Below are 20,187 nucleotides of genomic sequence, written 5' to 3'. Positions count from 1 at the left end.
AACTAACTGCTCAGCTGCGTGCGAGCACGCCGTCCCGCACCTCGCCGGCCGCCGTCGGCCCGACCCCGGCCTCGAGACCGAGCCGCACGATCCACTCCCACTGGGCGTCCTCGAGCCCGCCGTTGTCCTGGGCGATCTCGACCGCGTCGGCGACGAGCCCGCGTCCACCGGCCGGACCGAGGCGTGCGTCCGCGACGAGTTCGCGCACCAGGACGGGCAGGTAGGAGGTGTCGAGGCGCTCGACGTCGAACCGCACGTGGTCCTCGGTGTAGTCGCGCACCCCGACGCGCCACGCGTGCCGCGTGACCCGCCAGGCGCCCTGGTCGGTCACCCGCGAGCTGCGGCGCAGCACCTCCGCACCGACCCCGCGGGCGACGGCGAGCCACTCCCCGCCGAGTGCGGCGTACCTGTCGACGGCGTGCGCGGCGGGCGTCCCCGCGACGGGATACGGATCGGTGGCCACCTGCTCGGCCTGGGGCACGCCGGGCATCCCGGGCAGCCCCGGCACGCCAGGTCCCACCGCGGGCTCGTCCTCGTTCGGCAGCTGCGCCGTCGAGAGGCCCACGAGATGTGCGGGGAACTGGTCGCCCAGGGCCTGGCGGTAGCGCTCGAGCTCCGTGGGACCGAGAACGCCGAGCGCGAACCGCGAGCGGCAGGTGCCGCACTGGACGAAGGGCTGGGCCCGCTTCATCGGGATGAGCGGGATGAAGAGGATGTGCAGCCACCAGCGGCCCCGACGCAGCCGGTACGCCGTCTGGCCCAGGCACTGCGGGCAGTGGAAGTGGCCCTCGCCCACGGTGTGGTGGATGACGTAGGACCCGAAGATGATCACGGGCACGCATCGTAGGCGGCCCACCCGCGAGCACTTCCTTCCGACGTGAGGCTCGCCGTCGTGCCTCGCGTCAGACGGCCGCGCGTGCCGCGGCTCGCACCCCACAGGCGACGGCGAGCATCACCTCGCAAGCGAGGCTCGCCGTCGTGCGTCAGCGCTCCTGGGGCGAGCGGTGGATGAGGTAGCCGCCCAGCAGGGCTGCCTGCTCGACGTCGTGCCGGTCCTGCGCCGTGCGTCGCACGGCGCCGGGCGGACGGGTCCACCCGGTGAGAACGGAACGGCGCAGCGACGACCGCGCCTCGGCCCGCCTGTCCGGCGTGCGCATGGAGACCACTCCTTGAACTGTCGCGCGGTGGGTGGGGGACGCCGACGATGGCGTCCGGCCCCGCGGCGGACCGCGCTGGAACACCGGGGACCCCTCCACGGTACCGGCGCCACACCCTGGGGAACCGGGACCTTGCCCCGCTCGTCGGCGTAGATTGGCGCCGTGGACCTCTCCCAGCGACCGGTGGCGCCCGCGCCCTACGACCAGCTGCCGCCCGTGCCGAGCTTCACGCTCACGAGCCGGGACCTCATCGACGGAGCCCCGCTCGGGGACGACTTCGCGGCGCACGCCGGCAACCGTTCCCCGCACCTGGCGTGGTCGGGCTTCCCGCCCGAGACGCAGAGCTTCGTCGTGAGCTGCTTCGACCCGGACGCCCCCACGCCCGCCGGCTACTGGCACTGGACCGTGGTCGACCTCGACGCCTCGGTGACCGAGCTGGACACGGACGCCGGCGCGAGCGACCTCATGCTCCCGGGCGCCGCGTTCCACGTGCGCAACGACGGCGGCACGCACGCCTACGAGGGCGCGGCGCCGCCCGCCGGCGACCGCGAGCACCGCTACGTCTTCGCGGTGCACGCGCTCGACGTCGACACGCTCGACCTCGACCCGGAGGCGTCGCCGACCGCGGTCGCCTTCACGGCGCTCTTCCGCACCCTCGCGCGCGCGACGCTCACCGCGACCTACCAGCGGTGACGCACCTCGACGCGCGGGACGGCGAGGGCGCACCGGCATCCTCGCCGCGCGGCGCGCTCGAGTGGCTCCCGGCGCTGGCCGCCGGACAGGCCGACCCGGCCGTGCTCGCGCCCTCGGTCCTGGCCATGCTGCGCATGTGGGCCCAGACCGAGCCGCGAGTCGCGCACGAGGTCCTCGTGGCGCGCATCGACCCCGACCTCGCGGACACCCAGGCGTTGACGGACGCCTACGGCCTCGACCTGGCGGTGTCGGCCAACTGCGTGCTCGTCGGCGGACGGCGCGACGGCGAGGAGCGGGTCGCCGCGGCCGTGGTGCGGGCCACCACCCGCGCCGACGTCAACTCGCGGATCAAGCGGCTCCTCGACGTGCGCAAGGCCTCGTTCCTCTCGACCGACGTCGCCGTCGCCGAGTCGGGGATGGAGTACGGCGGGATCACGCCGCTCGGGCTGCCCGACCGGTTCCGCGTGCTCCTGGACGCACGGGTCGCCCAGGGCGAGGCGCTCATCGGGTCCGGGGTCCGCGCATCGAAGATCCTGCTGCCCGGGGACCTGCTCGCGGCGTGGCCGCGGGTCGAGGTGGTGGCGGGCCTCGCCGTCGAGGCGGGCTGACCCAGCCGTCAGCCCCGCTGGCCGCGCACGGTCCGGGCAGCCAGCACGATCGCGAGGGTCGACAGCACGACGCCGACGCTCGCCGTGACCACGACGCCGGCGTCGAACGCGTGCCGCGCGGAGTCGGCGAGCGCGGCGGCGAGGTCCGCGGGGAGCTGGTCGGCGACGTCGAGCGCCCCGGCCAGGGTCTCCCCCGCCGCGTCGGCCTGCGCGCTGGTGAGCCCGGCGGGCACCACGAGGTTGGCGGCGTAGCTCGCCGCGAGGATGCCGCCGAGGATCGAGGTGCCGAGCACGGCGCCGAGCTCGTACGCGGTCTCCGACACCGCGGACGCCGCACCGGCCTTCGCCGGCGGCACGGCCGCGACGATGATGTCGTTGGAGAGCGTCTCGGCCATCCCGACGCCGATGCTGAGCAGCGCGAACGCCGTCGCGAGCACCCACACCGCGCTGCTCCCGCCCGTGACGGCGAAGACGAGGTAGGCGATCCCGGCAAGCCCGAGGCCGACCGACATGAGCACCGCGGGCGGGACGCGGCGGACCCAGCGCACGACGAGGAGCGAGGCGACGACCATCGCGAGCGTCCCCGGAAGCAGCACCAGGCCGGCCTCCATCGGACCCATCCCCATGACGAGCTGGAGGTGCTGGGCGAGGAAGTAGAGCAGCCCCACCATCGACAGCACGCTGACGAGGTTGACCAGCACCGAGCCGGTGAAGGCCGGCACCGCGAACAGGCGCACGTCCAGGAGCGGGTTGCGCTGGGCGAGCAGGCGCCGCACGAGGACGGTGCCGGCCGCGATCCCGACGACGACGCCCAGCACCACCACGAGGTCGAACCCCTCGGTCGCGAGGTGCTTGATCGCGAAGACGACCGGCGCGAAGGTGAGCATCGACAGGACGATCGCGACGACGTCGAGCGGGCCGGGGTTGGGATCGCGGCTCTCGGTGACGAGCAGCGGGGCGAGCACCAGCAGCGGCACCAGGAACGGGACCGCGAGCAGGAAGACCGAGCCCCAGTGGCCGTGCTCGAGGAGCACGCCGCCGACGATCGGGCCGATAGCGCCGCCCGCGGCGAACCCGGTCGCCCACACGGCGATCGCGAGCCGGCGCTGGCGACGGTCGAGGAACATCCCGCGCAGCAGCGAGAGGGTGCACGGCATGAGCGCCGCGCCGAACACACCGAGCAGGGCGCGTGCGACGAGCAGCGCCTCGGCGGTGGGCGCGTTCGCGGCGAGCACGGACACGACGGCGAACCCCACCGAGCCGATGAGCAGCAGCTTGCGCCGCCCGATCCGGTCGCCGAGGTTGCCCATGCTCACGAGCAGGGCGGCGAGGACGAGCGGGTAGACGTCGACGATCCACAGCTGGAGCGCCGCGCTGGGCTGGAGGTCGCGCGCGATCACCGGGAGGGCGAAGCTCAGCACGGTGTTGTCGATCGAGACGATGAGCACCGGGAGCATGAGGACGGCCAGGCCCCACCAGTCGCGCGCGCGGGCGAGGCGGGGTGCCGGCTCGGTGGCGACCGCGCTCGAGCGGTCGTTCGCGCTCGAGTGGTCGTTCGCGCTCGAGCGGTGGTTCGCCTGCGTGTCGCGCGTCGGAGTGGTCGTGCTCATGGGGCACTAACCTACCGTCTGGACGGTTACCGGAGGAGGTCCGTGCGCGGTGAGATCCACCACCACGCACGAAGGCCCCGGACCGCGTGGTCCGGGGCCTCGCACAGGGCGGGGGTGCTGACTCCCCCGCCCCGATCACCCGCCTCAGGACGCGGCGGCCTCCTCGCGACGCGCGCGAACCTCCTCGACGGAGGTGCCGTAGTACGCGGCGAGCATGATCTCCTTCATGTCCTCGCGCATCGGCATGCGCGGGTTGGCCGGGGCGCACTGGTCCTCGTAGGCGCCCGTGGCGACCTCGTCGAGACGCGAGATGAACTCGGTCTCGTCGACGCCCTGCGCCTGGAAGGACGCGGGGATGCCGACCTTGGCCCGCAGGGACTCCACGGCCTGCGCGTAGGACTCCACGCCCTGCTCCGGCGTCTCGGCCGGCAGGCCGAGGTGCTTGGCGATCTCCTGGAACCGCTCCGGAGCGACGTAGTGCTCGTACTTCGGCCAGCTGGTCAGCTTGGTCGGGATCTTGCCGTTGTAGCGGATCACGTGCGGCAGGAGCGTGGCGTTCGTGCGGCCGTGCACCAGGTGGTACGTGGAGCCGACGACGTGCGCCATCGCGTGCACGATCCCGAGGAACGCGTTGCCGAAGCTCATGCCGGCGATGGTCGCCGCGTTGTGCATCTTCTCGCGGGACTTCTCGGTGGCCGGGTCGCCCTTCTCCCCCGTGACGGACTGGGCGAGGTTCTCGAAGATGAGCTTGATCGCGTGCAGCGACATGCCGTCGGTGAAGTCGTTGGCGTAGACGGACACGTACGCCTCGGTGGCGTGCGTGAGGGCGTCGAAGCCGGAGTCGGCGGCCAGCGAGCGCGGCATGGACGCGGTCAGCGCCGGGTCCACGATCGCGACCGACGGCGTGAGCGCGTAGTCCGCGAGCGGGTACTTCTTGCCGGCGTCGGGGTCGGAGATCACGGCGAACGGCGTGACCTCGGCGCCCGTGCCCGAGGAGGTCGGGATGCAGACCAGCTTGGCGAGGTTGCCCAGGGTCGGGAACGTGAAGGCGCGCTTGCGGACGTCGAAGAACTTCTGCTTGAGGTCGGAGAAGTCGATCTCCGGGTGCTCGTACAGCAGCCACATGACCTTGGCGGCGTCCATCGGCGAGCCACCGCCGAGGGCGATGATCGTGTCCGGCTTGAAGTGGCGCATCTGCTCCGCGCCCTTCTGGACCGTCTTGACGCTGGGCTCGGGCTCGACCTGGTCGATGATCTGGATGGCGACCTTGTTGCCGCGCCGGTTGAGGACGTCCATGACCCGGTCGACGAAGCCGAGCGTGGTCATCACGGCGTCGGTCACGATCGTGACGCGCTCGACGTCGGGCATGTCCGCGAGGTAGCGGATCGCGTTCGGCTCGAAGTACGTCTTGGCCGGGACCTTGAACCACTGCAAGTTGTTGTTCCTCCGACCGATGCGCTTGACGTTGACGAGGTTGATCGCCGAGACGTTGTTCGAGACCGAGTTGTGCCCGTAGGAGCCGCAGCCCAGGGTCAGTGACGGGATGAAGGCGTTGTAGATGTCGCCGATGCCGCCGAGGGAGCTCGGGGCGTTGGTGATGATGCGGATCGCCTTGACGCGCGAGCCGAACTCCTCGGCGAGCTCCGGGTCCTCGGTGTGGATGGCGCCCGAGTGGCCGAGCCCGTCGAACTCCACCATCTGCTCGGAGAAGCGCAGACCCTCCTCGACGGAGTTCGCCTTGAGAACCGCGAGCACCGGGGCCAGCTTCTCGCGGGTGAGGGGCTCAGCCGGGCCGACCTCGCTCACGGGCACGAGGATGACCGAGGTGTCCTCGGGGACGGTGAAGCCGGCCTGCTGCGCGATCCACGCGGGGTGCTTGCCGACGACGGCCGCGTTGAGCTTGGCACCGCCGCAGTTCGCGGAGTTGGCCTGGACGCCGAAGATGAACTGCTCCAGGAGCGCCTTCTCCTCGGGGCTGGCGAGGTAGGCGTGCAGGTGCTGGAACTCGGCGATCGCCTCGTCGTAGATCTCGGCGTCGAGGATGGCGGCCTGCTCGGAGGCGCAGATCATGCCGTTGTCGAAGGCCTTGGAGAGCACGACGTCGTTCACGGCTCGCTTGAGCTTCGCGGACTTCGTGATGTAGGCGGGGACGTTGCCCGCGCCGACGCCGAGGGCGGGCTTGCCGCAGGAGTAGGCGGCGCGGACCATCGCGTTGCCGCCGGTCGCGAGGATGAGGGAGACGCCGGGGTGGTTCATGAGGAGGCCGGTGGCCTGGAGTGAGGGGGTCTCGACCCACTGGATGCAGTTCTCGGGGGCGCCGGCGGCGACGGCCGCGTCCCGCACGACCTTCGCGGCGGCGACCGAGCACTGCTGAGCGCCGGGGTGGAAGGCGAAGATGATGGGGTTGCGCGTCTTGAGCGCGATGAGGGACTTGAAGATCGCCGTCGAGGTCGGGTTCGTCACGGGAGTGACACCGCAGACCACGCCGACGGGCTCGGCGATCTCGGTGATGCCGGTCAGCTCGTCCTTGCTGATGACGCCCACGGTGCGCAGGTCGCGCATGGAGTGGGTGACGTGCTCGCACGCGAAGATGTTCTTCACGGCCTTGTCCTCGAACACACCGCGACCGGTCTCCTTGACGGCGAGCTCGGCGAGGACGCCGTGCTTGTCGAGGGCGGCGACGGCGCACTTGGCGACGATGTAGTCGATGGTCGCCTGGTCGAAGGAGGCGTACTCCTTGAGGGCCGCCAGACCCTTGGCGACGAGGTCGTCGATGTGGTTCACGGTGGGGTCGACCTCGGAGGCGGTCGAGTCGACTGCCTCCTCCACGACCGTCTCGGCGTCCTCGACGGCGACCTGGTTGTCAGCTGTGGTGGTCACGCGTTGCTCCTGGTGTCGGGTGGGTGATGACACGAAACTACGAGGCGGCACGCGGCGTCTCATGAGGCCGAGGTCCCGGGGACCCAGGTCCCAGGACCGAGGTCCCAGGCCTCGGGGGTGGTCGGGACGCCGAGGGCCCACGGGGCAGAGCGCCCAGGCCACCGAGGCCCACGCCGCCGGAGGTGCCTCGGCAGCAGTCGCATCCGGGACGGCGACGGCGCCGAACGCTGGGTTGGGGCCACGGCGACGGCGCCGAACGCTGGGTTCTGGCTCCCAGCGAGCCCCCTGATGACCGAAACCCAGCGTTCGCGCGAGCGCGTCACGCAGAACGAGAGACCCGTCCCGCCCCGCACGCCCGAGGCGTGATCTGGCGCCGATGTCCGCAGTCGTGCTCGAGTCCCGCCTGCACGCGCTCGGGCGCAGCCAGCTCGGGCGCACCCAGCTCGGGCGCAGCCAGCTCGGGCTCCCCCGCTCGGCTCAGCGCCGCCCGACCGCAGTCCCTGCCCACACGTCGTGCAGCCCCCGGCCGTCCGGCCCCCAGATCCCCGCAGGCACCACGAGGCACAGCGCCACGGTCCGCACCACCGCCTGCAGCGGTCGGCACGGCACCCCGCCGTCCGCGTTCCGGCGCACCACGAGCCCGAAGAGCCGGTGCCCGATCGTGGCTCCGAGGGTCATCAGCAGCAACGCAGTCATCAGCGCGAACACACCGAGCGTCGCCAGCGGGTGGTAGTCGAGGAACCCGGCCGAGATCGCCGACGCGATCACCCAGTCCACGATCAGCGCGCCCAGGCGCCGGCCCACGTGCATCCCGGCGGACGCCGCGGACTGGGAGGACGACGGCGAGGGGTGCGCTCCGCCGTCGGGCATCGGTGCGTGGTGGCGGGGTTCGGCTGGCACCGCACGATCGTAAGCCGCGCCTCGAAACGGACAGCGCGCGCCCAGCCCGGCGCGGTACCTTCACGCCCGGCGACGTAACGTCACCGACACAAAGGAGTCATGACCGGGAAATCGGGCCGCCATAGCGTTCAGCCGACCCCGGGACCGACCTACGAAGGAGCCCCATGTTCAGTACCGCCGAGGAGGCGATCGCCTACACGCATGAGCAGGGCGTCGAGTTCATCGACGTCAGGTTCATCGACCTGCCGGGCGTGCAGCAGCACTTCAACATCCCGGTCGAGGCCTTCAACGACGACGCCTTCAGCGAGGGCCTCATGTTCGACGGCTCCTCGATCCGCGGCTTCCAGGCCATCCACGAGTCGGACATGAAGCTCATCCCGGACGTGACGAGCGCCTTCATCGACCCGTTCCGCAAGGCCAAGACGCTCGTCGTGTACTTCTCGGTCGTGAACCCGTTCACGGACGAGCCGTACTCGCGCGACCCGCGTCAGATCGCGGCCAAGGCCGAGGCGTACCTCGCCTCGACGGGCATCGCCGACACGGTGTACTTCGGCCCGGAGGCCGAGTTCTACCTGTTCGACTCCGCCCGCTTCATCTCCCGCCAGAACGAGGCGTTCTACCACATCGACTCGATCGAGGCCGCGTGGAACACCGGGCGCGAGGAGGAGGGTGGCAACCAGGCGTACAAGACGCGGTACAAGGGTGGCTACTTCCCGCTCTCCCCGAGCGACAAGTTCGCCGACCTGCGTGACGAGATGTGCACCGTGCTGGGCTCGATCGGCCTCGACGTCGAGCGGGCGCACCACGAGGTCGGCACCGGCGGTCAGCAGGAGATCAACTACCGCTTCAACACGCTGCGCTCGGCCGGCGACGACCTGATGAAGTTCAAGTACGTCATCAAGAACGTCGCCTACAACGCCGGCAAGACCGTGACGTTCATGCCGAAACCCCTCTTCGGGGACAACGGCTCGGGCATGCACTGCCACTCCTCGCTGTGGAAGGACGGCGTGCCGCTGTTCCACGACGAGTCCGGCTACGGCGGCCTGTCCGACCTCGCCCGCTGGTACATCGGTGGCCTCCTGCACCACGCGCCGTCGCTCCTGGCCTGGACGAACCCGTCGGTGAACTCCTACCGCCGCCTGGTCCCGGGCTACGAGGCACCGGTCAACCTGGTCTACTCGGCCCGCAACCGCTCGGCCTGCATCCGCATCCCGATCACGGGCTCTTCGCCCAAGGCCAAGCGCGTGGAGTTCCGCGTGCCGGACCCGTCGGCCAACCCGTACCTCGCGTTCTCGGCGATCCTCATGGCCGGCATCGACGGCATCAAGAACCGCATCGAGCCGCCGGAGCCGGTCGACAAGGACCTGTATGAGCTGCCCCCCGAGGAGCACGCGCAGATCCAGCAGGTCCCGGGCTCGCTGCCCGAGGTCCTCAAGGCTCTCGAGGAGGACAACGACTACCTCACGGCAGGTGGCGTGTTCACCCCGGACCTCATCGAGACCTGGATCGACTACAAGCGGACCCACGAGGTCGACCCCGTGCAGCTGCGTCCGACGCCGCACGAGTTCGAGCTCTACTACGACGTCTGAGCCGTCGCACCTTCCGAGAGGGCCTCCGACCTGCGGCGACGCGGGCCGGGGGCCCTCTCCGTCGGAACGCCTCGGTTTCGTTCCGGACCACTCCCACGCGCGCACGACGGCGCAGCGAGCGTGTGCACGACGGCGCCCCACGTGCGCTCCTCACGTCCGTTAGGCAAGTCTCCCTGCACCGCCCCACCCTGCCCGATCGGGCCGTGCCTCGACGCGCACGCGCTCCCACCCTTGTCCCCCATCCCCCCACGGGTCTAGCGTGCGGCCGTCCCCGTGTCGGCAGGGCGGCACGGAGCGCGAGCGACGGAGCCACTGATGGCTGCTTGGGACGACCTACCCGAACCGCTGCGCACGAGCGGCCTGCTCGACGCGCTCCAGGGACCCCTCTCGGCGGTGACCACCACGCCGTGGGCGCTCGTCACCGAGAACGGCACGACCTGGAAGCGCCGAACCGCGACCGCGTCGCTGTCGGGCTTCGCGGGCGGCGCGATCGACCCCGCGACGGGCCGGATCGGCTCGGGCGGTGACACCCCGATCGAGCTCGCCGGCGACTCGGTCGTCCTCGCCGAGTGGCGTCGCCTCAGCGGCACCACGCTCGCCGACCCCGAGGACGGCGCGTGGCGCGTCGATCTCGACGTCCCCGGCGTCCGCGTCCTCCTGCCCTTCCTGCGCGGGGCCCGCCTCGCCGGCGACGGCATGCTCGAGGAGGACCCCGACCACACCCAGGTCCGCCTCCTCGTCCCGCGCCTCGTGATGCGTCTGGCCCAGAGCCCAGGCGGCAGCGTCGGCTTCGAGCTCCTCTCGGCGACCACCTCGGGCGAACCGCTCGACGACGTCTACTCCTGCATCGAGATGTCTCCGCCGTACGCGCTCGTGGGACCCGGCGCCGTCGTCGGTTTCGCCTTCCGCGCCGCGGTGCTCGACCTGTCCGGCGAGTCCGGCCCCGCCGGCGTTCCTGCGCAGGCGCGCGCCATGCCCGCGGAGTGGCAGGGCTTCTACCTCCCCGAGGCCCGCCTGTTCGTGCAACCCGACGGCCTGGACGGCATCGCCGTGTCCGCGGGCGTGCGCAACCTCTGGATCGGCCTCGGGGTGCACGCCGGGGTCACCGGCACGTTCAGCGCCGAGGTGGTCAACCGTGGCGGTGCGCCGAGCATCATGGCGCGGTTCATCACGCCGTCCGGTCGCCACGTCGCCGCGATCGCGGACGGCGAGGTCGAGGTCCCGACCGGATCGACGTTCGTCGCCGACACCAACGGCGGTACCGCTCCCGTCACGATCACCATCACGGGGGGTGGTCCGGTCACGAACGGCCGGACCACCGTGACCGTGCCCGCCGCGGGCGCGGTCACGCTCACGGTCACCGCCGCCTCCTCGGGCGGACAGAGCGCGACGGCGAGCTTCCGTGCACGCCGACCCGCGGCCGCCGAGGGCGCGGGCAACGACGCGACGAACCCCGTCCAGCTCACGAACACCGCACCGGAGGCCGGACGGCTCGTCCTCGTGCGCCAGGACGCGACGACGGCGACCCTCGCCCTGGACCCGCCGGTCGCCGCAAGCTGGACGTGGAGCGGCGGGGGCTCCGCGGCGTCCGCGACCGAGGTGACGGTCCCGGTCGGCGACGGCGCGACCGTCACCGTGAGCGCGACCCGGCCGGCGAGCAGCGCGCTCGTCATGGATGCCTACCTCCGGTTCGACCACCCCACGCCGGACGAGGCCACGAACCCCACCTGGACGACGACCCTCGCCAACATCGGCACCTCGCCCGCGGCCAACCGCACCTCGGCGCCGGGCGGGACACCCTTCGCGACGCTGGCCGCCGACCGGCACGCGGCGTTCACCGCGGCGGCCGGTGGCGGCGCCGGCACCGTCACCGTGACCGGCTACGCGTCGTGCGAGTCGGACACCGAGGCCAAGCGCACCTACAACCAGGAGCTGAGCGAGCGCCGTGCCGCCGTCGTCGCCGCCGTGCTGCGCAACGCCGGGTATCCCGTCGGCACCGTGTCGGGCCTGGGTCACGTCCCGGCCCGGGACGGGGTCGACCCGCGCGGCACCACGCCCGTCCCGGCGCCCACCGCGCCGGACTGGTGGTGGGTCCGGGTCACGGGCCCGACCCCGGCGACCCCCGCTGCGGCCACGGCGCGGCTGACGCGACAGCCGCGGCTCGCCGTCGTGGACCGCGACCCCGCGCCGCCCACCACCGGACGCCCGGACTGCTTCCGCCGGATCGGCGTCGAGGTCGAGCTGCTCCGCTCGACCTTCGTGCGCTGCGAGATCTGGGGCGAGTTCGACGTCGAGACCGCCCTGGAGACGAGCCTCGCCCAGGGTGGGGTCGACCAGTTCGGCGTGGGCAGCGCGAGCGACGGCATCTGCCTGTTCCGGGTGCGCCTCAAGCTGGCCTCCGACCGCGGAGCGTGGGAGGTCTTCGGGGAGTTCCGAGCCGCGCAGGCGGACCTCGACGGGCTCTACGACCGCCGCCTCACCCCGGCCACCGCGCCCGACACGGCCCTGAGCATGGCCGGCGCCTTCGCCGTCATGGCCCCGATCTCGGCGGCCGTCGCGACCCTCTCCCCCGCTGCCGGCGCCCTCATCCAGCTCGGATCGGTCGCGCTCGGCGCCGTCGGCTGGATCGACGTGCGCGCCCTCACGATCCACGGCGGCGAGATCGTCGTGTCCAACGGCGTCATCGCGCCGGACGGCTCGACGGCGAGCACCGGCACCGGAGCGGTCAGCGTCATGCTCGACGTCGAGGTGCAGTTCGCGTTCGACTTCTCCGTCGTCAAGGTGCCGCGGGACAAGCCCGTCCGCACGCGCTACCAGGCCGTCGGGGTGCGCGCCGCGTGGGACCCCACGGGGCCGGCCGTGCCGATTCCCGTGTTCGACGCCAGCCGCGGCTACGAGCTCGAGATCAAGCCCGGCTCGATCCAGGCGGTCGAGCCGCTCGACGAGATCCTGCGGATCATGGGCGTGCGGGTGTCCCGCGACAACCCGACCTACCTCGAGGTCGAGGCGATGATCGGCGTCGAGCTCGGGCCGGTCACGATCGACACGGTTCGCGTGCGCCAGCGCCTCGACGCGCCCGAGCCGCCCCAGCTCACCAAGCTCGGCGCGAGCCTGGACATCCCGAGCACGCTGCACGGGTCGGGGACGCTGGAGATCCTGCCCAACGGCTTCAAGGCGTCGATCGACCTCACGATCATCCCCGTGAGCATCCGCGCCGCGGCATCGCTCGCGCTCATCACCGAGAACGGCGTCACGGGTCTGCTCATCGGCATCGAGGTCGAGTTCCCGGTCCCGCTCCTGCTCGGGAACTCGGGGCTGGGCATCTTCGGCTTCCTCGGCGGCGTCGGTATCAACTTCGCGCGCTCGGAGAACCCGAACGCCGCACTGCCCGCGCTGGACTGGGTGGGCACCCAGCTCGCCCGGGGCTCCGTCATGCACGTCGACGGCTGGCACCACCAGCCCGGCTCCTACGCGTTCGCCGCGGGCATGCTGGTCGGCACGATCGAGGGCGGCTACGTCGTCCACCTCAAGGGCATCCTGCTCATCGAGGTACCCGGACCGCGCCTGCTGCTCATCATGAAGGCCGACGTTCTCAAGAAGATGCCATCGGCGACGAGCCAGGAGTCGGCCACCTTCCTCGCCGTGCTGGACATCGACTTCGGCCGCGGCACGATCACCCTCGGCGTCGTCGCCGACTACACGATCGAGAAGATCCTCCAGGTGCACGTCCCGGTCACGGCGTTCTTCTCCACGAAGCAGCCGGAGACCTGGCGGGTCGACCTCGGCACCTACCACGACCGCATCCGCGTCAAGGTGCTGGACGTCCTCGAGGCCAGCGGCTACCTCATGGTGCACGGCAACGGCCTCACCGGCGGCTCGCCCAGCTCGGACGTGCCGCCGCTGCCGGGCGCGAGCGGAGTCGCGATCGCCACCGGCTTCCACCTCCAGGCCGTGCTCATGGGGTCCAAGCCGGCGCGGCTGTACGCCGAGGTGGCCGCCGGGTTCGACGCGATCCTCGGCTTCGACCCGTTCTACCTCGCCGGGCGGATCTACATCCGTGGTGAGCTCATGCTCTTCATCGTCTCGATCGGCGTCACGGCCACGCTGGATCTCGCCGTCGGCAAGCGGGTGGAGAACGGCCGCGAGGTCGACCACCCGTACGTGCACGGCAAGGTCTGCGGCAAGGTCTCGTTCTTCTTCTTCGACATCGAGGCGTGCATCGAGCTGACGATCGGCTCGGCGCCCAGCCCCGACCTCGTCCCGCCGCCGCTCGTCGCCTCGCTCGACTTCGTCGGCCGCTCCGCCGTCGTCGTCGAGGGCTCCGGCGCGACCGGCAGCCCGGACGCGCGTCTCGCGCGCGCCGCGAGCGCGCCGGCCGACGTCGTGCCCGAGCTGCCGCTGGACGCCGTCGGAGTCCTCGTGCTCACCACGGCGCCCGAGACGGCGGGGGGGAACGTCGTGCTCGGCGCGACGCCGAACGGGACCTCCGGCGTCTCAGGCACCTCCGCCTGGTACCGGATCGGGGACCGCTGGTGGGCCTACCGGCTGGACTCGGTCACGCTCGCCGGCGCGCTGCGCGCCGGTCCGACGCCGAGCGTCTGGTGGAACGACTCCAACCCGACCGATCAGATCGCCTCGCCCGCCCTCGCGCTGCTCACGTGGGCGCCGCTGCCGTTCAGCTCGGCGATCAGCTACGGCGAGACCCTGACCCGGCAGATCGACCACCGCTGGGGCACCGTGTGCCACCCGCCGGTCCCGGCCGCGCCGCAGCTGTGGACCTTCGGCGGTCAGCCGCTCGGACCGAGCGAGTCCGGCTGGTCGCTCGTCGGGCTCGTCTGGCCCGACCCGCCCGGCTCGGCGCCGCGGTCCGCTCCGGCCGAACGCGTGCTCCGGGTCCGCGAGCCGTGGCGCAGCGGCACGCCCGCCGACGCGCTCGCCCCGACCGAGCCCGCGCGCGTGGTCGGCGACGCCGTGCCGTGCGGCGGCGCGACGGATCCCGCGGACCCGCTCGCCACGTGGACGAAGGGCCTGCCCGGGCGTACGACGGCGGGTGGCCTGTCGATCGACCTCACCTCGGCGACGGCGGCGCTCGCCTCGGGCACGGACCTCACCGACCTCGCGGGGCACGCGCGCTCCCGGCTCGTGGAGGCCGACCTCGTACGAGGCAAGCTCTGCGACGGTCGGGTGCTGCGCTGCCCGTGGCACGAGTGGGCGGACCCGGTCGGGCTCACCGAGCGCGAGCTCAAGCGGCTCGAGGAGGCGCGCGCCGAGGCCGGCTGGACCCCGGACGCGCTCGCGGACGCCGTGCTGCTCGATCTGACCGAGCCCCTGCTCACCGCGCGCGTCCTGCTCGTCGCGCCGCTCGAGCGCAAGCGCCAGGTCCTTCTCCAGCAGCGAGCGGAGGACGGCACCGTGCTGGCCGAGTACCGGCTCGTCAACGACGACCTCGTGGACGCCGCCCACCCGCTCCCGGGCACGTGGGTGGACCCGGGCGGCCCGTGGGAGCGTCCCGTCCGGCTCGCCGGTCGGGCGGCGGCCTCCGTCATCCGCGACGGTCGGATCCTCGGGCTGTTCCTCGCCGACCTCGGGCGCCTGGAGAAGCAGACCACGCAGCTCGCCATCGGCTGGAGCGACCGAGAGGCGCCGCCGTACGAGAGCCCCGTGCACGTCGTCGCGCTCGAGGCCGTCACGTACGCCGAGGCGGAGCGCGAAAGCTGGGACGAGACCGTCACGAACAGCGACCGGGAGGCGTTCGAGACCGGCCTGACCCACGCCCCCACGGACGTCGCGCTCCTGGTGCCCGGCCAGGACTACACGCTCACCGCGAGCTGGCACTGGGACGTCGAGACGGGCGAGGCGCACCCGACGCGCGTGCCGACCTACCCGAACGCCGGAACCCCGCAGACCTTCCGGTTCCGCGGCGCCTCCGCCGCCGCGTGCCCCACCGACCTCGCGCCGTGGATCCTCGACACGACGCCCGGCATGGGCGACGCCGGCATCTTCTGCCACGACCCGCTGCGCATCGCGCTCTCGCACCAGGCGGTCCCCGAGCTGTTCGCGGCCTACGGACGGCGCCTCGAGGTCACGGTGCGCTCGTCCTCGGGCCACCACCCCGCACCGCCCGGCGGCGGCCCCGCGGGCCAGGCATTCGCGCTGCCTGCCGACGCCGCGGTACGCCTCGACGCCGGACTCGCCGAGCTGCACCCGCGGACCGCGCCGCGCCAGGCGTGGGAGCAGACGGCCGCCGAGCTGCTGCCGAGCACGCCGTGCGTCGGGGTGGACGAGGTCACCCGGGACACCGAGGTGCTGACGTTCCGGTTCGAGCTGGACCCCCTTACCGACTACCTGCTCGACATCGAGTCCGTCCCGATCGCGGGCGGCGCACGCACCCGGGTGTATCGCGCGAACTTCACCACGTCGCGGTTCGACTCGCTCGCGCACCTCGCGTCGTGGATCGCGCCGAGCGCCGTCGAGCACCGGCTGTGCCGCACGATCACGCCGCTCACCGCCCTGCCGACTCGCCCCTCGGGCGACCAGTGGGACGCCGCGGTGCAGGCCGCGGGACTCGACGTTCCGGTCGTCCCGAGCGCACCTCGGGTGGAGGTGTGGTGGAGCGCCGACCCGGCGCCGCGGCCGCTGACCGTCGTGATCGAGGCGTCCGAGGCGCTGTACCGCGAGCACCTCGCGCCGACGTGGGTGACGGGTCCGGGCGACTCCGCCGACCCGTCGCACGGCTGGTGGGCCGCGCGGCCGCAGCCGTGCCTCACCCCGGCGGGCGTGCTCGCGCCGGGAGCCGGCGAGGTGACCGCGCAGGGACCGCTCGTCGTCGCCCCCGGTGGTACCCGGGTACTCGCGTTCCTGCCGGCGAACGCACGCGGTGCGCGATTCCGGCTCGACCTGCTCCGGCCGGGCGACCCCCTGGCGGGGACGGCGGACGAGCGGGCGCTCGCCGTCGACGTCGCGCTCGAGAAGGCACCGTGGGAGGTGGAGGACTGATGGACCGCATCCACGACCCCCGCTGGTTCCGTGCGGCCAGCGCGCTGATCGACTGGCCCGGCGTGGCTCGGCAACGTCTGGCGAACGCGCACGTGCAGTCCGACGAGATCGTGAAGCGTGCGCTCGCCGACGCCAAGCGGTTCGGTGAGCGGCTGCACGTCGTGTGGTCGGTCCGGCCTGAGCTCGGAGTCCCCGCCGAGCCGTTCACCGTGTGGTGGCGCACGGTCCAGACCCGCACGAAGCGGACGTCCTTCGACGTCGACACGAGCGACGACCGCGCGCTGATCTCGTGGGGCGGCGAGGAGGTCACCGCCCTCGCGGTCTCCGCCACGGCGTTCGACCCCACGAGGCCGGTCGGCCTGTTCCTGCTCCGCGAGGCGGGCGAGGACCCGTTCGCGGCCGTCGCGGCCGCAGCGCGCAACCCGGGGCCTGGCGGTGCGGTCACGCTCGAGGTCCGCGCGCCGTTCGCCACGTGCGCCCTCCTGGTCAACGGCACGCCCACGAACGTCGCCGCCGCGTGGCTGCGGGACACGGTCGCGGACGACGGCTCGTGGAACCCGCTCGAGCGCGTCGGGCACCCCGTCAAGGACGGCGAGCTCGGGCGGTACCGCCCCGACCCGCAGGGACTCGTCGTCGCGCCTGTCGGTGGACCCGACGCCGCGCTGGACCGGCTCGACCGGGGCGGTCCCCCGGTCGGCTGGTGGTTCGCGACGGAGTCCGGCCGGCTCGCGCCGGTCTGGGAGCGACCGGATCCCGCGGGTCTCGTCGACGAGGCACGCGGCCTGCTCTTCCCCGAGCTGACGCGCCTGTGGGACGACGTCGAGCCGCAGCAGGTGCGCCTCGTCTCGCGTCGCAACGTCGCCGGGCCGGGCGAGGGCCGGTACGACGCCGAGCCCACCACGGCCGACCTCCCGCTGCTCCGCACGTTGCTCGTCTCCGCAGCCGGGGATGCGTTCGCCGCGCTCACCACGGGCTTTGCGACCGCCTACCGGGGCAGCGAGATCGACCAGCACCCGGCCGAGATCGAGCTGCTCGTCACCGCGCCGTACGAGGAGACGCCCGACGGCGATCGCGGCGTCGAGCTCGTCGCCTTCCTCCCGCCGGCCCACCATCACGCCAGCGTGCCCGCCGTCGCGGGCCTGCTCGCCCAGCGTGCCGTACTCACGACGCCGCCGCGGCGCGACGACCCGTTCGCCGAGTCCGTGGAGCTGCTCTGGCAGCCAGGCCTCACGACGGCGACTCTCACCGGCCCGACGGCGTGCGTGCTCGCGGGCTTCGGACCCGCCGACCCGCGGGCGAGCGACCTGCTGCCGCCACGCCTCAAGGGCGGGAGCGCGGTCCAGCTGCTCGCGAGCCCCGGTGGCGACCCGAACCACCCGGAGATCCCCGTCGACCCGCGCCCGCGCCTGGTGGACCCCGGCCGCGCGCTGCCGTACGAGGGCAGCGTCAGCCGCGGCTACGCCGTCGCGCAGGCAAACCTGTTCGGGATCTACTCCGACTGGCAGGACGTCGCGTGGACCGGTACCGCGCCCGCGCTCATGGGGCCGCGGGTGGTGAGCCTCTCGCTCGCCGCGCGGTGGACGGGCTCGACGCTCTGCCCCGCGGAGGCGACCGTCGAGGTCGCCGTGCCCTGGCCCGAGCGCACGCCCACCGACGTCGAGCTGCTCCTCGTGCCCTACCCCATGCCGACCGGCGCCACCCCGCCGCCCGCCGTCGACCCGGACGCGCCGCCGGCGGGGGCCGTCACGGCGCACCTCGGCTTCGCCGGGGACGAACCGCTCGTCGCGGGCGGCCCGGCGGGAACCGGCGTGGTCGGCGTCGACGTCGACGGCACCGAGCTGAGCCGCACGCCCGTCCCGTCCGGGCAGGCGCCCCCGGCCGTCCCGGTCCCGCGGCCGGCGGGTACCGCGACCCAGGGCGACGACGGGCGCCGGTACCGCCTCACGGTCCCGGTCGGACCGCTGGACTTCGCGGGCGTCTCACGCTGGGGCGTGCGCGTGTTCGCCCGGCTGCGCGCCCGCAACCACGCGCAGCCCTCGGCGTGGTCGCCGCGCCCGGAGGATCCGGCGACCGCGGTCGCCGCGAGCCCCGTGCCGATCGTGCTGCCCGCGCCGCCCCAGCCGCCCGACGTCCCCCTCGCGAGCACGCCCGACCACCTCGGGCGCAGCCACGTGCGCGTCACCTGGGTCGGCCCGGTGCCGGCGCAGGCCGACCGGGTGGTGGTCTGGGAGACGTCCGAGACCGTGGTCCGCGAGCGCCTCGGCCTGCCCGAGCCGCAGCCCGGCACGTCCGAGGCGCTCCCCGGGTGGCGCCTCGACGCGCTCTGGGACGCCTACGACGCGACGGCGCCGGACCGGCGCAAGAACCTCTTCCGCCGCATGGTCGAGGTGCCGCTGGCGGGCGGCGACCCGCACGCGGTCGACGTCACCCTGCCGCGCGGCTCGAAGGACATCCACCTCTTCGTCGTCACGACGGCGAGCACCACCGGCGCGGAGTCGCTGTGGCCCGACGCCGCCGGGCCCGTGCAGCCGCACCACCACCTGCAGGCCGCGCTCGCGCCGACCCTCGTGCGCCCGACGCAACCCGCGGTGCGGCCGGGGTTCGGCGCCGACGGCGCGCTCACCGTGACGTTCGAGGCCGCCTGCTCGGTGGGCGTCACGGCGTTCGAGCTGTTCGCCACGCGATCCGCCGAGGCCGCGCTCGATCACCGCACGATGGGGCCGCCGCGCGCGAGCGTGCCGGCGGTCGCCACGGGCGGGACCGACCCGATCACGGGCGCGCCGCTGTACGCCGGCACGTGGCCGAGCGACCTGGCGCCGTCCTGGGACCCGTGGCACCTGCGCGCGACGGCGGTGCCACCCCCCGTCGTGGGGCCGTCCGCCGTGCGCGGGGTCGTCTCGCCTGCGAGCGAGGCGGTCGCGGTCGCGCTGCCGCCGACGACGCCGCCGGACCTGGAGCCGCTCGTCGCGGAGGTCGGGCCGGACGGTGCCGCGGTGCTCGTCCGCTCGGCGACCCGCGCCCCGGACCGCGTCACGGCCGCCGGCTCGCACGTGCTGCTGGCGACGGTCGACGGCGTCCCCGTGCCGCCCGTCGGCGGTGCGGTGCCGGGCCCGGCGGGCACGCCGCTGGAGCTGGTGCCCGTCGCCGGCTCGGACACGCCACCCGTGGCGCCCGCGACGCTGCCGGCGCTCGCCCGCCGCGCTCGCGCGTCCGGTCGCACCCCGCTCGTGCTCTGGACGCACCGCGCGGACCCGACGGCGCCGCTCGCCGTCGTGCTCCGGCTCACCGACCCCACGGGTCGGGTGAGCGAGCGCACGCTGACCGTGGCCGGCTGGGTGCCGCCGACGCCCGCGACGTGGTTGCGGATCGAGGACGTGTTCACGATCGTCGGGCGCGGCACGGTCTGCACACTGTCCACGAGCCTGCCGCCGGACTCCGCCGGCGTGCTGCGCCTCGTCGCGACGCGGCGGGCCGGCGGCGTGCGCCCGGTGCCGTTCCCGACGCCCCGACCGCTGCCTCGGCCGCTCGACCCGGCGACGTCGCAGGAGATCAGCCTCGTCATCGCGGACGTCCCGCTCGCGCGCCGGCTCCCGATCGGGCGACTGCAGGCCGCGAAGACGCCCCGGGCGGACGGTGGCACGGACCTCTCCGTGCCGCTGACCCTGCAGGCCACCACCGTGGCCGCGCAGGTCACCGATCCCCGGGGGGCGACGGCGAGCGCGCGCTGGCCCACGCGCTGACGTGCGCCGGGGTC

General features: G+C 73.4%; 10 protein-coding genes. 5 read left to right on the top strand and 5 right to left on the bottom strand.

Annotated elements, in window-relative coordinates:
- Positions 1–10: 10 nt before the first annotated feature.
- Both AC3AQ1_RS15835 and AC3AQ1_RS15830 read right to left on the bottom strand, forming a co-directional pair.
- Complete coding sequence (locus AC3AQ1_RS15835; protein WP_159096597.1) at positions 11–832, bottom strand: zinc ribbon domain-containing protein; 822 nt, start codon at positions 830–832, stop codon at positions 11–13.
- Positions 833–983: 151 nt separating this feature from the next.
- Positions 984–1,157 carry a hypothetical protein gene (locus AC3AQ1_RS15830; protein ID WP_159096596.1) on the bottom strand — a complete coding sequence of 58 codons (174 nt, stop codon included), beginning with the start codon at positions 1,155–1,157 and terminating at the stop codon, positions 984–986.
- Between the two features lie 162 nt (positions 1,158–1,319).
- Here AC3AQ1_RS15830 and AC3AQ1_RS15825 point away from each other — a divergent pair, with 162 nt between their 5' ends.
- Complete coding sequence (locus AC3AQ1_RS15825) at positions 1,320–1,850, top strand: YbhB/YbcL family Raf kinase inhibitor-like protein (protein WP_108719771.1); 531 nt, start codon at positions 1,320–1,322, stop codon at positions 1,848–1,850.
- Positions 1,847–2,458 (top strand): YbaK/EbsC family protein, encoded by a 612-nt coding sequence (locus AC3AQ1_RS15820; protein ID WP_370445301.1) that lies wholly within the window; start codon positions 1,847–1,849, stop codon positions 2,456–2,458. The genes AC3AQ1_RS15825 and AC3AQ1_RS15820 overlap by 4 nt, the downstream gene beginning before the upstream one ends.
- Positions 2,459–2,466: 8 nt before the next feature.
- On the opposite strand, the gene AC3AQ1_RS15815 is transcribed toward AC3AQ1_RS15820, so the two are convergent.
- From AC3AQ1_RS15815 to AC3AQ1_RS15805, 3 genes are all read right to left on the bottom strand, one after another.
- Positions 2,467–4,068 (bottom strand): MFS transporter, encoded by a 1,602-nt coding sequence (locus AC3AQ1_RS15815; protein WP_159096595.1) that lies wholly within the window; start codon positions 4,066–4,068, stop codon positions 2,467–2,469.
- Positions 4,069–4,212: 144 nt separating this feature from the next.
- Complete coding sequence (gene adhE / locus AC3AQ1_RS15810; RefSeq protein WP_370445365.1) at positions 4,213–6,897, bottom strand: bifunctional acetaldehyde-CoA/alcohol dehydrogenase; 2,685 nt, start codon at positions 6,895–6,897, stop codon at positions 4,213–4,215.
- 528 nt (positions 6,898–7,425) lie between these two features.
- Complete coding sequence (locus tag AC3AQ1_RS15805; RefSeq protein ID WP_199916487.1) at positions 7,426–7,848, bottom strand: RDD family protein; 423 nt, start codon at positions 7,846–7,848, stop codon at positions 7,426–7,428.
- A gap of 164 nt (positions 7,849–8,012) precedes the next feature.
- Here AC3AQ1_RS15805 and glnA point away from each other — a divergent pair, with 164 nt between their 5' ends.
- The 3 genes from glnA to AC3AQ1_RS15790 all read left to right on the top strand — a co-directional run bounded on the left by glnA (position 8,013) and on the right by AC3AQ1_RS15790 (position 20,173).
- Positions 8,013–9,437, top strand: coding sequence for a type I glutamate--ammonia ligase (glnA, locus tag AC3AQ1_RS15800; RefSeq protein WP_108719770.1), 1,425 nt, complete (start codon positions 8,013–8,015; stop codon positions 9,435–9,437).
- A gap of 315 nt (positions 9,438–9,752) precedes the next feature.
- Positions 9,753–16,433: an OmpA family protein gene (locus AC3AQ1_RS15795; protein WP_108719769.1), complete on the top strand. Its 6,681-nt coding sequence runs from the start codon at positions 9,753–9,755 to the stop codon at positions 16,431–16,433.
- Entirely contained in the window at positions 16,433–20,173 is a 3,741-nt protein-coding gene (locus AC3AQ1_RS15790; protein WP_108719768.1) for a hypothetical protein, read from the top strand. Before AC3AQ1_RS15795 ends, AC3AQ1_RS15790 begins: the two co-directional genes overlap by 1 nt.
- Positions 20,174–20,187 lie beyond the last annotated feature (14 nt).

The sequence above is a fragment of the Miniimonas sp. S16 genome, from assembly GCF_057748195.1.
This window is presented reverse-complemented; position numbering and strand designations above follow the sequence as displayed.

Bases quoted from the DNA above. Each gene is read 5' to 3' on its own strand.
- AC3AQ1_RS15790 (WP_108719768.1), top strand. From the start codon at position 16,433: ATGGACCGCATCCACGACCCCCGCTGGTTCCGTGCGGCCAGCGCGCTG.
- AC3AQ1_RS15830 (WP_159096596.1), bottom strand. From the start codon at position 1,157: ATGCGCACGCCGGACAGGCGGGCCGAGGCGCGGTCGTCGCTGCGCCGT.
- glnA (WP_108719770.1), top strand. From the start codon at position 8,013: ATGTTCAGTACCGCCGAGGAGGCGATCGCCTACACGCATGAGCAGGGC.
- AC3AQ1_RS15795 (WP_108719769.1), top strand. From the start codon at position 9,753: ATGGCTGCTTGGGACGACCTACCCGAACCGCTGCGCACGAGCGGCCTG.
- AC3AQ1_RS15815 (WP_159096595.1), bottom strand. From the start codon at position 4,068: ATGAGCACGACCACTCCGACGCGCGACACGCAGGCGAACCACCGCTCG.